This is a genomic window from Microcoleus sp. B3-A4 (assembly GCF_036705385.1).
Taxonomy (GTDB): domain Bacteria; phylum Cyanobacteriota; class Cyanobacteriia; order Cyanobacteriales; family Microcoleaceae; genus Microcoleus.
Window position 1 is genome coordinate 1 of the sequence record NZ_JAUBUI010000123.1, and the last position, 12,576, is coordinate 12,576.

13 protein-coding genes and 2 pseudogenes are annotated in these 12,576 nt (G+C 46.1%); 3 read left to right on the forward strand and 12 right to left on the reverse strand.

The genetic code is table 11. From position 1 onward, the window contains the following. Positions 1 to 189 precede the first annotated feature (189 nt). On the forward strand, positions 190 to 1,671 hold the full coding sequence (locus tag QUB33_RS27350) for an MFS transporter (RefSeq protein WP_333357108.1): 1,482 nt from the start codon (positions 190 to 192) through the stop codon (positions 1,669 to 1,671). 146 nt (positions 1,672 to 1,817) lie between these two features. On the opposite strand, the gene QUB33_RS27355 is transcribed toward QUB33_RS27350, so the two are convergent. From QUB33_RS27355 to QUB33_RS27390, 9 genes and pseudogenes are all read right to left on the reverse strand, one after another. After that, positions 1,818 to 3,992, reverse strand: coding sequence for a P-loop NTPase fold protein (locus QUB33_RS27355; protein ID WP_333357111.1), 2,175 nt, complete (start codon positions 3,990 to 3,992; stop codon positions 1,818 to 1,820). Positions 3,993 to 4,303: 311 nt separating this feature from the next. Then, positions 4,304 to 5,356, reverse strand: a complete 1,053-nt coding sequence (gene phaC / locus QUB33_RS27360; protein WP_333357114.1) for a class III poly(R)-hydroxyalkanoic acid synthase subunit PhaC — start codon at positions 5,354 to 5,356, stop codon at positions 4,304 to 4,306. Positions 5,357 to 5,384: 28 nt separating this feature from the next. Then, positions 5,385 to 5,777, reverse strand: coding sequence for a hypothetical protein (locus QUB33_RS27365; RefSeq protein WP_333357117.1), 393 nt, complete (start codon positions 5,775 to 5,777; stop codon positions 5,385 to 5,387). Positions 5,778 to 5,787: 10 nt separating this feature from the next. Next, positions 5,788 to 6,318, reverse strand: a pseudogene (locus QUB33_RS27370) (poly(R)-hydroxyalkanoic acid synthase subunit PhaE); the annotation flags it as partial. Between the two features lie 48 nt (positions 6,319 to 6,366). Beyond that, positions 6,367 to 6,555, reverse strand: coding sequence for a hypothetical protein (locus QUB33_RS27375; RefSeq protein WP_333357124.1), 189 nt, complete (start codon positions 6,553 to 6,555; stop codon positions 6,367 to 6,369). A 159-nt stretch (positions 6,556 to 6,714) separates the two neighbouring features. Further along, positions 6,715 to 6,807, reverse strand: a complete 93-nt coding sequence (locus tag QUB33_RS29745) for a zinc ribbon domain-containing protein (RefSeq protein ID WP_445299566.1) — start codon at positions 6,805 to 6,807, stop codon at positions 6,715 to 6,717. A gap of 195 nt (positions 6,808 to 7,002) precedes the next feature. Continuing rightward, a complete protein-coding gene (locus QUB33_RS27380) occupies positions 7,003 to 8,013 on the reverse strand; it encodes an SDR family oxidoreductase (RefSeq protein WP_333357127.1) in 1,011 nt (336 codons plus the stop codon). 84 nt (positions 8,014 to 8,097) lie between these two features. Then, positions 8,098 to 8,418, reverse strand: a complete 321-nt coding sequence (locus tag QUB33_RS27385; protein ID WP_333357131.1) for a hypothetical protein — start codon at positions 8,416 to 8,418, stop codon at positions 8,098 to 8,100. Positions 8,419 to 8,603: 185 nt separating this feature from the next. After that, positions 8,604 to 9,617: an SDR family oxidoreductase gene (locus tag QUB33_RS27390; protein WP_333357134.1), complete on the reverse strand. Its 1,014-nt coding sequence runs from the start codon at positions 9,615 to 9,617 to the stop codon at positions 8,604 to 8,606. Positions 9,618 to 9,921: 304 nt separating this feature from the next. Here QUB33_RS27390 and QUB33_RS27395 point away from each other — a divergent pair. Together QUB33_RS27395 and QUB33_RS27400 are read left to right on the forward strand one after the other, a co-directional pair. Next, positions 9,922 to 10,116 (forward strand): annotated as a pseudogene (locus tag QUB33_RS27395) (IS1634 family transposase); the annotation flags it as partial. A gap of 66 nt (positions 10,117 to 10,182) precedes the next feature. After that, positions 10,183 to 10,467 carry a hypothetical protein gene (locus QUB33_RS27400; protein ID WP_333357136.1) on the forward strand — a complete coding sequence of 95 codons (285 nt, stop codon included), beginning with the start codon at positions 10,183 to 10,185 and terminating at the stop codon, positions 10,465 to 10,467. 69 nt (positions 10,468 to 10,536) lie between these two features. On the opposite strand, the gene QUB33_RS27405 is transcribed toward QUB33_RS27400, so the two are convergent. The 3 genes from QUB33_RS27405 to QUB33_RS27415 form a co-directional block, all read right to left on the reverse strand. Then, entirely contained in the window at positions 10,537 to 10,932 is a 396-nt protein-coding gene (locus tag QUB33_RS27405) for a hypothetical protein (RefSeq protein WP_333357140.1), read from the reverse strand. A gap of 105 nt (positions 10,933 to 11,037) precedes the next feature. After that, the gene (locus tag QUB33_RS27410; protein WP_333357143.1) at positions 11,038 to 12,081 is read right to left on the reverse strand and encodes a hemerythrin domain-containing protein; all 1,044 of its coding nucleotides are present in this window, start codon (positions 12,079 to 12,081) and stop codon (positions 11,038 to 11,040) included. Positions 12,082 to 12,102: 21 nt separating this feature from the next. Beyond that, the gene (locus QUB33_RS27415) at positions 12,103 to 12,333 is read right to left on the reverse strand and encodes a hypothetical protein (RefSeq protein ID WP_333357146.1); all 231 of its coding nucleotides are present in this window, start codon (positions 12,331 to 12,333) and stop codon (positions 12,103 to 12,105) included. Between the last annotated feature and the right edge of the window lie 243 nt (positions 12,334 to 12,576).

The following is a 12,576-nucleotide window of genomic DNA, read 5'->3' on the forward strand; positions in this document are numbered from 1 at the left end:
TTTGACTAAATGGTTCGTTGAAATCTTTTGTCGAAGTGAGTGAAATTTTGGATCATTTTTTCGTTGGAACACTCTTATTACAAAAGCTTTTCAACATATCTACCCTAGTGGGGATGTGGCAAAAAACGAAATGACCATTGGTTTTCTGCTTATCATATGTTAATGTAGCGGATATTACCAAAAACCCTCATGAATCCTCTACTGACAGGATTACTAAACTTCCAAGGAGTAATAGTTGAAGATTTTCAACACACCGAGAAAGATTTAGTATTAAAAGTCGAACAAGAGAATAGGGCATTATCAGAGACGGTATTTCCTCCAAAGCCGCCTCAAAAAATTTCCAAGCGAGAAATTCGGACAAGCCTCAAGGCATTAACTACCGAAGGAGGCTTCGCTACAGTCTTTTCCAGTATCATTGGCGGCGCCTTGCTTAGTAATTTCTTGCTGGATCTCGGTGCCAGTACAGTAGAAATTGGTTTGCTCGCCTCCATTCCTCAGCTAACCAATTTGCTGCAACCGCTGGGAGCCTATCTGGGAGACCGCACGAACAGCCGCAATTGGTATTCCCTGTTTATTTTTGGCTCGTCGCGGCTGCTGTGGTTGCTGATTGTGCCAGGGATTTGGTTGGTGGGCTCATCTCGTATGGCTGGAGATCAGTTGGTAGTGTTGACACTGGCAATTATCTGGGTGACTAATATCATGGAAGCTTTGGGCCGTGCTTCCTTTTTTAGCTGGATGGCTGTGTTAGTACCAGAGCGATTGCGGGGGCGGTATTTTGGCTTTCGCAATAGTGTTGTGACCTTAACCAATCTCATCGCTGTGCCGCTGCTGGGTCTAGCGGTATCGAAGTGGCCCGGTGGCTCGCTCTCTGGCTTCGGTGCGGTCTTGGTTCTGGGAATCGTGCTGGGGATAATCAGTCTGGGCTTTCACTTCCGGATGACTGATGTGAACCCGCAGCTATTACAGGCCGCCGATTCGGATGCAGACCACGGGTCGCCTTGGGGGGCAGTTTTTAGCTTCTTCAAGGATGCCAATTTTTTGAGGTTTCTGTTTTACTCTGGCTTGTGGAGCTTTGCGGTTAACATCAGCGCTCCCTTCTTTAATTTTTACTTGCTGAGGGATCTCAACGTAGATGTCAGCGTGGTAACCCTCTATGGCAGCTTGGGAGCGGGTGCTAACTTGCTGATGCTGATGTTCTGGGGCAGACTGGCTGACCGGATTGGCAATCGCCCGCTGATGATAATGGTAGGCATCTTGGTGGCTCTGACGCCTCTACTGTGGCTAGAAGCTGGAACTACTCCATTTTTCCTTTGGGTCTGGTTCCCCTTGTTGCATATAGTGGCCGGGGGGACTTGGGCAGCGATCGACCTGTGCAGTGGCAATCTGATGATGTCGGTCGCGCCGCTACGCAATCAGTCGATTTATTTTGCTATTGCGGCGGCAGTTCCTGGAATCACTGGGGCGATCGGAATCACTGTTGGTGGCTTTGTCGCGAGTCTGACTCATTTTGGTGGCTTGCCAATGGCGTTTGCTCTCTCAGCCGTCCTGCGGCTGTTTGCCCTGCTGCCCTTGGTATTTGTTCGCGAACCGCGTTCTGCGCCTGTGGGTCAGCTAATACGCACCCTATTCCCCGCCAGACAACCAATAGAGCTGATTGAAGCAAAGGAATAGCAATAAATTTATGGCCTAGCCCTGGTTGCTTCCCTGAACGATGAGTTTCTAACGTTCGCCGCCAGTCAGTTGCGTCGTACCCTCCACATCATTTTGATTACCGGATCGAGGCTCTAGCACTGCTATTCAACCGCCTAAATCCTTGCCTAATCCGAGTCTTGTCCCTGCTGGTGCATCTCATATTCTTGAATAAATTGGGCGATCGCATTTTTCCGATCTTCTGTTAACTCGCTCGTTTCGCCGAGACTACTCATTCGCTCAACGATCGCGGATGGTTCGACATAGGGTTCGAGCCAGTTAAGGTCAAGTTTGTAGCCTGTTTTTTGAGTTTCGTTCGACCCATCCTCACTAAAATCTTTTGGCAGCAAATTCTCCAAGAAATTAACTAGCCCTTCGTCATCCTCAATAATCTTTTCCACCCATTGCTTGACTTCCTCTTCTCCTGCCAAACTTTGCCAAGAGTGTAAATTTTCAGATAGCTTTGGGGATTGCAGTAGGGAGTTTTGTTGTGCAGCATCTCGCAGCCGCTTCAAGGCTATTCCTTCAAGTTCTTTAAGGTGTTCTACGCTCTGGAGCCATTCCTCTTCGGGGATAGATTCATCGGCTCCATACTTACCTTGTTCCTGACCCAAGGCTGCTACTTCGTGCACAATTATGGATAAGGCGTTACCGTTTGACATTGCCTCTTTCAAGGTTTCAAACCGTGCTTGTTCGTCAATCCGACGCAACAGTTGTGAGATCAGGCGTTCAATTCTAATCTCATTGCCAAAATCAAACATTCCCTGCGGTTCGTCTTCGGGAGGCAAAAGCTGGTCGCCGACATCAAACAAAGCTTTCACAATTGAAGGAATGCAATCGGTAGGAATTTCTTTTTCAGGGTAATCCTCAAGCCGTTCAAGAAATGCCCGAATTTGCGTCGTGCCATCAGAGCGTTTTTGATGAGCAAGTTCTACAAGATTTTCCCCCAATGCCTTTGCATCTTTTGCCAAGGCAAAAATTGTTTTTATCTCAGCATCCGAGAATTCATCTTGTGTTAATACTAAACAGAAGTAGTTGGGAAATATATCTAAGCTACAAATCCGTAATTGTTGGCCCCATATGGACTCATCTTGTGCACGGGAGTAGGTATTATGCCAAACGGCTTCTAACTTAGGAAAAAGCTGCATGAGCAGCCGTTTAACTGGTTCTTTATCCTCATCATCTTCCAACTTAGTCACCCACGAATCGTGAAAATCTTTGATTTCGTCCAAGGTCGGGATTAGAGAACCTTTCGCATCCGCAGTTCCCGCAAAGAATTTAGGATTTTTGCGGATTAGGTCATATATCCTTGGGCAAAAGATCCGCAGGGACTCAATAGCAATGAAATCAACTGGGTTGACTCCACCTTTCACTGCTGGGTATGTCACGGTTAAGATGTTGGTCAGACGAGCAATGTCGCGAGGAGTGGTAATAAAGTGGTCTATTCCTTGTAAATAAACATTGCCCCAGCGATTTTGATTGAGTAGTGGTTTTGGTGCGTCAGCCAGTATTCCATTGAGTTTTTCAAAAAGTAGCTTGCGGAGTGAAGTCTTATCTGGAAGAGGTAACTCAAAAGAAGCTTGAACAATCTGATTGAGGTAGGTGTCTCCGGGTAAAGGTTGTTTATCTGCGAGGGTTTTGATGACAACTTCTGGATCGAAAACGAGCAAATAGACAACGTTAGTAAAGTTGGGAATTGATTTAATAAGATAAAATAATTGACTAATCTCTTCAGCGGAGAGCCTGTCAATATCGTCAATGGTTACTACGATTCGCGGATGCTGCTTTTCTAGTGTATCTTCGACTTCTTCTTTTAAGTCGGCAGTCTCCTTTTCTTTATCGTCAAATAATTTTACAAGTGCCTTACTAGCTTGAGCGTAAGGAATAGGAATTTCAGAAACTGCTTTAGCCACATTCGTTATTCGACCTAGGATGCCTTTGGGGACAGCTTTAAATTGGCTCAAAACAGTCTGTAACTGACCAATAAAGCGCCTTGTGATGTCTTCACCCCCAGAAAATAACCAGGGATTAAAAGGGACAATAATAGGTTGCTCGTTCTCTGGCTTTTGCTGGAGATAGTACGTTAAAAAGTTCAATAGTGTGGATTTGCCAAAACCTGAGGAACCGTAAACTGCAATAACGAACCCTTCTGGAAAGTTCATTTGGCAAATACTGTCTGCAAGATGTTTGGCGAAGGGTGCATATCCTAATCGGTCTTGTTTCGGCTCGATTAAGGCGTTATCTGCGGATGCGTTACTAAACTCCTCCGGCAAGATTTCTGAATCGTTCTTTTTTTGAGCCATACAGCCTCTCTCTTTGTTAGCTAAGGTAATCTGGCCGTTCAACGTTTGTTTTAATTAACACCCCACTGCCGTGCTGAGTTTGGGGTGTTGAATTAGGTCCTAATTATGGGATTGCTTATCTTTATAGATGCTCATAGACTAGCACCAATGAAGCTCTGTTCTTGTCTACTGTTAGATGGATATTAACGTTAAGCTAGGTTGTGTAGAAGGAACACAGTTGCCAAAATGAAACACCCGTTTACAGGCGCCTAAGTGGGCGATCGCAGCAAACAAAAGCATCGTGGTGAGGCAGAACACCAGCATCGGTTTTTCTAGGATCGCACCTTGAGCCAATCGACAATAGTTGGAGGAAGGTTTCGCTGCACTTTACTGCTGACGTACATCCCGATGTGCCCAACTGGGAAGGATCGCACTGTATAGTCTTCGCTAGCAATGTACTTCTCCAGGGCTAAGGAAGATGCTGGAGGAACGAGATCATCTTGCTCGGCGTAAATGTTTAAAATCGGGATGCGGATGTTTCCCAGATCAACTCGCTTGTTGCCAATTTCGACCTGACCTTGAATCAGTTTGTTTCCCTGATAGAAATCTTTCATGAACTGTCGGTAAGCCTCTCCAGCTTGGTCGGGACTATCAAAAATCCACTTTTCCATCCGGAGAAAATTGATTAGTTTGCTTTCACAATCGATGTTATCCAGAAGGTCAATATACTTCTGAACTCCTAACTGAAAAGGCTTCAGCATCAAGAACTCCAAATTCAGGAAGTCGCCGGGAATGTTCCCCAGAGTATCCACCATTAAATCGATATCTACAGCCTTTGATCCCAGAGTGCATCCACCCCAAACATTGAGGAGTCCCTCATTGACGTGAAAATCGACGGGAGTGACCGTCGTAATCAGGTTTTTCACCTTTTCTGGGTAAAGGGAACTGTAGCAGAGGCTGAAGGTTCCCCCCTGACAAATGCCTAATAGGTTGATTTGTTCTAATGTGTGACGATCGCGTACCACATCCACACAGTTATTTATATAGCCATTGATGTAGTCGTCAAGAGTTAACCAGCGATCGCCTCGACTCGGATAGCCCCAGTCAATCAGGTAAACATCCAAACCAAGCTCTAGCAAATTCGCAACGAGCGATCGCCCCTCCTGTAAATCGACAATGTAGGGACGATTAACCAGGGCGTAAACAATGAGGATGGGAATATTTAGCGAATGCTCAACTTTCGGCGAGAAGCGGTACAGCAGTACCTTATCTTCCCGGTAAACCTCTTCCTTGGGAGTCACCCCGACCTGAATATCTTCCTCCCGCAGGCGGGTGAAAATCTCGACGCCCTTGATTAGTTTTTGGGTTAGCTCTGTCGTTGCCATATTGATATTCTGAATTCATTGCGAATAGTCACTCCAGAGCTGGTTTAGTCTCATTGTACGAGTAGAGAAACAGACCGAAGAGAATCGAAAACACAAGGTCGATCGCACCCGGAACTAGATAGAATGGGTGAAGATTGCCGATCGCCGTGTGATAAACCAGCACGGGGAAAACCGAGGATTGGGCGCAGATTCCAAGTTTCACGATATCCTGGCGGGAAAGGTCCTTACCAACCCACCAATAGCCAATCCCGAAAATGAATATCAACACAATAAATATATGTAAATACTCGGGATTGGCGAGAGGTTTAAGATTAACCAACTGGCGAATCCATTGGTCGCCAAACAGTAACCCTACAGATTCAGCCCAATTTATTACAGCCTTGCTCAAAAATACGTACTTCCAGGTCATCGAATTTTTCATGGTTCATACTTCAACCTTTTAGCTGAGGTTCTGCCACAGCTTTTCTAAGGCTTTTAATTTCCTTACGCAGCTCGTAAATGCTGTGGTGAATCTCGTCTACTTCGCCCCTAGTTGGCAGGTCATACATCTTCTGAACCACTTCCCTGAGCTGTTGCTGGTAAAGCCTGTAGATCATGGCTGAGTTCAAAAAATTTCCCCGAACTTCAAGAGCCTCTTCTGCACGGAACGTTTGTAGAAATACCTCGTCAAATACGCTACTCCAAACTTGGAGTAACTGCTGCCAGTTCTGAACCGTTTCGCCCTTTTCTTCAGAAGAAGCTAACTCTCGCATCAGCCCTTCAGAAGATTTCAGCCAGACATCAAGTAGCAATATCTGATAGTCAAAGTTTGCCTTAGAAAAGTTTATCCCGGCATCAAAACTTTTAAGCAGTTTGTTGTTGAACTCACGAGCGTACCCCAAGTTTGGGCTTTGCAGAACGCTACCAAATGTCTTTTCATACATATTCCAGTAGAGGTTGCTGAGTTCAATCAATGCTCCAGCGTAACCGCCTACTGCTCCGGTTCCGCTCTCTACTGACTGCTGTAATGATTATGCCCAAAGCTGAGTCAACTTTTGCAGCCCCTTCAGGTAAATCTGCCATAACTCGGCTTGATTTTGAGTAGCCTTGACCGCAGCAGGTGTTGCGGGAGTTGTTGCAGACTTGATGAAATCGAACCAGCTTTCCCACATATTTACGTCTGCTAAATAAGATTGATATGAAAGGGACAAGATGGACATCTTGTACACTTAAAACTTACTTCTTGCTTCAGGGTAGGGAGTCGGCTCCTTCTACTGGGCAGGCGTCTATTCAGAACGACGCCTCCTTACTTTTTATTGTGAGACTAAAGCTAAATTAATAGCTGTGATCCAAAATCTATTACAACTTTAGCCACACTGTTAACAAACAAATACTTGCGCGGCAAGTGGCATTAGTTGAAGGTGACCGCAGTTTGAACAAGTTTTAGATGAGGGATACCATCGATCTACCACTTATGCAACAGTGTCGTAGATGGCAGACCAATAAGTTAGTTCCCTCATCCATTCATAAAACCCTGAGTTTAAAACAGATAAAGCTAATTTGTGATTAGCTATCCTCCCAGAAACGTTCAAATCTACCTATTGATGAGGCAACACTTTTTAACTCACATTTGTTGATGTATGGGCGTTGCTGATTTCATCCTAAAATCACTCTTCGTGGTTGAAGGATTGTGTTGCCAGCAAAGCTAAAGCCATCACACCAGCGATCGCACCCCACTGGAGAGCGGGATTCTTAGCCAGCCAGTCCGTAACGCTCGGTATGACCATATGGCTATAGTCTCCATCAACTCTGGTATCGCTTGGGACAGGTTCGTAAAGGTTGTTTCGATCCTCTGGGGACTTTGGCTGATTGCTGCGTTGACCCTGGAAGCCGATGAGCAGCAACAAGGCATCTGCCAGTTCGGGTGAGAGCCGCTGTAGCGTATCTAGAGCTCTAGCCGCATCCCCAACCAAGAAGTCACGGGTTGGATGTTCAGCAACGTAGAGGATGGCGTCAGCTACCAACCTGGGGTCGTAGTAGGGCGGTATCCCTGCTGGCTTTACGCCTAGCTTGGTGAGGCCATTGTTCCAGAAGGGTGTATTGATGACCGCTGGTTTCACGCTCGTCACGCTCACAGGTATGTTCTCATGTTGCAACTCCACGCGCATAGCTTCGATGAATCCCTCAATGCCGTGCTTGGCCGCGGAGTATGCACTTTGGTAAGGGAGACTTCGCACGCCTTCCATTGAAGAGATGTGGATCAGCGCCCCCCGTCCCTCACGCTTGAGATGGGGTAGGGCGGCCATTGCACCGTATACCTGCCCCATCAAGGTCACATCAATGACGCGCTTAAACTCTTCGGGTGTGGTGTTGTCGAATGTGGCAAAAATGCCGACGGCAGGGACGTGTACCCACGTATCGAGTCGCCCATAAACTTCGACGGTACGGTCTGCGATCGCTTTGACCTGCTCGAACACCGACACATCGGCAACTACAGCCGTTACCTCACCACCGAAGCCCCGAATCTCATCCACTAGGGAGGCTAGTTTCGAGTCACTGCGAGCCGAGACAACTAACTTTGCCCCTCGCTTGGCAAACTGAAGAGCACTCTCGCGTCCGATGCCGCTGGAAGCCCCAACGACGGCAACAACTTGCTGATTGATTGGCTTCAATTGCATTATTTTTCATCCTCTAAATCAGTTTTATTTATCAGTGCTCCGATTATTGGTGATTCTTTTAACCGGACATCCTGATAGTTTGGTTTAAACCGGGTTCACCGGGCGTTGGGTAAATTTTGTTGAAGAATTCTGAAGGGTAACAGGGTTAATTGGGCTATCAAGAGCACCAACCGCATCCTTTTGAAAGACTTCATTCCCAAAGGTTTCCGAGTAAAACGCCTTACGCCCCAGTGTTAGCAAGTCGTCGGTGACGGCAACCGCCCGATTTTTAGGCGATAGCTGTTTTTGTCTCTCATCCGTTTGGAGAAGGGGTGTTGGCCGATCTTTATTAATTGCATTAATCGCGTAGCCTACACTCAGCCGATCGAGAGAGTTATAGCAAGCAGAATAAGAAGTGGTCGTCATCTCGTCCAAGTTGGCGCGACGGCAACCCCGGGCTCGCTTGTTCTCGGTTGAGTTTGTGTCATGAATGAGCCTTTTGCTGTCAATAAAGATTAGAGCTGTTGCAAATGTTTGGGATAGGCGCTTCTGTTTCCTATTCCCTGTTAAGAAGTTCCCACTTCTGCAATAAGTCTATTCAACTTGAAGGCTTACACTGCCAGCAGGGCTAACCCGAAGGCTCCCAGCGCTGTAACGGCGATCGCACTCCACTTTGCCGTGGGATGGGTTTCCAGCCAGGTGGAATAGCTATTCGCCCGTGATTGCTTGCTAAAATCTCCCTCAACGCGATCGAAGCCGGCGATCGGCTCAAATAAATTATCTGGAGCATCTTTGGACTTCGGCTCACTCGTTTCCTGTAGCTTAAAGCCGGCTCCGAATTGCAGCAGCAAGGTATCCATTAATTGGGGTGAGAGCCGCTGAATTAGATCCATCGCCCGCCCTGCCCCTCCAGCGATAATGTTACGGGTGGGGTGGCAAGCCGCGTACAGGATAGCGTCCACTACTATATCGGGCTGGTATATAGGCGGTAGCCCTTGGGGTTTTACGCCTATCTTGGAACGGGATTTGTTAAACAGAGGCGTGTTCATTGAGGCTGGCATGACATTGGTTACATTGATGCTGGACAAACCCTCGTGCATCAACTCAAGTCGCATGGCTTCCAAAAAGCCATCAATCCCATGCTTGGATGCCCCGTAAGCGCTGTGGTATGGGAACGAACGTTTGGCTTCCACTGAGGAGACATGGAGCAGCGATCCTCGTCCCTCGCGCTTGAGATGGGGCAGTGCCGCCATCGCGCCGTGTACCTGTCCCATTAGGTTCACATCGATGACGCGCTTAAACTCCTGTGGCGTTGTCTGCTCAAAAATCGCGTAGAGATTGATGGCTGCTAAATGCACCCAGGTATCAAGCCGCCCGTATTGCTGGATGGCTCTGTCTGCGATCGATTTTACCTGTTCAAAATCTGCTACGTCTGCAGGCGCAGCGATCGCCTCGCCCCCTATCTGCCTTATTTCATCCACTAGAGAATCCAATCCTGGTTGGCTACGAGCCGAAACGACCAACTTCGCCCCCCGCGCCGCGAATTGAATAGCGGTTTCTCTTCCGATACCGCTGGAAGCTCCTACAACGGCCACAACTTGTTGGTCTATTGGTTTAAGCTGCATTGCTGGTACTCCTTACTAACCCTTATTAGAAGCTACCTTTAATAGCAGTGAGGGCGCATCGTACCAAAGGTAATAGTTGCCAGCACATTTCATTCTCAAGCAGCCTTTAGTATGTTGAAATTAAAAACAGCTCAAGCTCAAGGTTGAGCCATATTTTGAATGCTCTGATCGCGATAAAAATTGAGGGCAAAATTGCGTGCGATTGCCAACATTGAACAACCCCAGCCGTGTGAATGCGAGCAGCATATTAGCCGTGGCTGACATCACGAACATAATAGACATATCCGGAAATAGCAATGTGTTTATAGGTTTGTGTTTGCTGGTTTATAGTTTAGGTCAACGTTCCATCCGTCACGCTCTCTATCTGGCTCAACAAACCATTGATAATCAAGTAGGTGAGCCTACGACCAAACCAACTTGCTCGGTGGGTGTTTCAATGTTTCATGTCGATTCATTTGTTGACAATTAATGGGGTCAAGCTACCAATCTGACGCCATAACGATTGTGGATTATCCAATTCTTTGGCGCTCCTTGCCGTAAATATTATCTTCTCTCTTGAGCTGCTGTGCCATCTCACTTGAAAAAAATCCCGGACGATCGTGCTACCTGCGGAGTGTGGGGTGAATATAGTTCATCCGTCTATTATGCAACGCCAGTTTTTCAGGAATACAGCATCGGAGGACACAAGTACCCCTTGCTGTTGCTGAATCCTGTTGTGCGATCGCCACACGGACACCATAACGAGGAGCCGCTTAGGAAGTGGGAAATCCTCCATACCCGGCACCAATTACAAAAATGTTCTAACCGAGTTTCAAAACTTAATCGGCTTATTTTTCCCGAAGCAAGCTAAAGGTTTTTCTCTAACATTCAATCCTCTCTAAGCCCCAATACAAAGTTTCTTGTTAAGGGTTATATCTGCTCACTCAAAAGTCGGTTTAGTCCGAGCATAGGAGTAGAGAAACAGGCCGAAGAGAATTGCAAAGATCAGGTCAATCACACCCGGAATTAGATAAAGTGGGTGAACATTGCCCACCAAAGTCTGATAAGCTAGCACAATGAAGACGGAACTTTGCGCGTAAATCCCAAGTTTTACAATTTCGCGATTGCGGGAGATGTCCTGACTGACCCACCAATAGCCAATTCCGATAACAAATACCAACACGACAAACAGTTGTAAATACTCAGGATTGGTAAGGGGTTTCTCACCAAGCAACTCGCGAATCCATCGGTCGGCAAAGAGCAAAGCCAGAGATTCGATCCAATTGATCGCAGCCTTGAGTTGAAATATGTACTTCCACGTCATTGGATTGTTCATAATTACACAAATTCCGAGAATAATTTTTGATGAAAACGTTTCTGTTGATGGTTAGAAAAATCAAACTCTAGCTAAGTTTTGCTTAGCTATTCAATTCATTTTTGATTAGTTTGCTGTTACGCTAGTGGAATCAGCCATTTGCTCTTGTAGTTGGCTTTTAACGGTTTTGAACTCGGTAGCCATTTGCTTTTGCTGCTCGTGGCTGAAGTTGTCTCTGATTATGGTGAATATATCTTGTTCTTCTTGATTTATGTGATTTCTCGTCGCAGTTTTTAACTGCTCAATTCTTCCTTTAAACTCAGATGAAGCTGGCTCTAAAGGCTTAATTTCATCTAACATCTCCATCACTTCATCGGTTTGCTCGTATATTTCCTGCGTGTGTTCGTAATACGGACGAATTGCCGGGTAGAGAACTTGTTCTTCGGCTGTACCGTGAACTTTTATATCTTTGTAGAGTTGTCCAAAATACTCTGCAATTTTTTGAGGTTCGTCAGCACCTAAAATTTCCGCGAATAAGGTATTGGCTTTAGTATGATCCATGCGGAGGAGGTCGCGGATACTCATCTCATCATCGGTGCGCGTTATCACACTACCCGCCACGCCTGATAAGGCGGCGACAGCATCTTGAACCCGTCCCCACAATCCTTGGTATGGCTCTTGTCCTGTCAATTCGCGAACGCCTAGAACTTCCAGAACTCCTTTGAGTTGCTCTTGATGAGCGCGGTTTTCAAAGTTAACTGCATTTAAAGGAGCGATCGCAACTTCAATATCAGCACCAACAACTTGAGCAGCTTTGTGAATTAGCAGCCCAGTCATCGTCTGCTTGTGCTTGAGCAATTCTTGCTCAAATACTTTTTCAAACAAAGTTAGCTCAGAGCCTTCCATTAGTTTCTCAACTTCCTCTACGAGCTTCTGGGTTGTTTCCTTAAGCTCGCTCTGGACACCGTACTGAACGATCGCAGTATCGAGAACGCCCAGGTTTTTGCGATCGTCTTCGAGCATATCCTGTAGGCGCTTGCGAATCTCATCATCAGTACAATCCTGAATGAATTTCTCCTCGTTGCTAATCAGCAGATTTTGTAGCGCTTTCATATCTGCCAGTTTTGTGGCGATCGCAAGGCGCTTGGTGTCATCAATAGTCGATACCATTTTCATTGCTCCTTTACTGCTTTACTGGATATTGAAAACAGACTGTGCCGTAGATTTGAGAGAATTTCCAACATCAGCTAATCTCTGTCGCAGTGGATGTTGGTGCTTTTGGAAAACACGAGCGCATTTGCGTCCCGCCATCCGGGAAATTGTTCCCTTTTCAGGATTTTGGGATTTTGGATTATTCCCACGCCTGAATTCGGAAGCATCTTCTTCTGCCAATCGAAAATCGAAAATCGGCACAGTCATCATTAGTTAGGTTTTGATGCAACTAAGTCAACCTTATTGTGCAGGTTGCATTCGCGTTGAAATGTATTTTTTTGACAAGCCGTAAGGTATATTAGGTATTGATTACAGCTTGTTTTTCATACAAATCTTATTTACAAAAGCGCTTAAAAACATAGTTATTACTAATTGCGTAAGCTGTCAAACATCTAAACTGCATTAACTAAGTTACCTTTATTTTTTATTTTTCTGTTCCATTTAATAATTAGT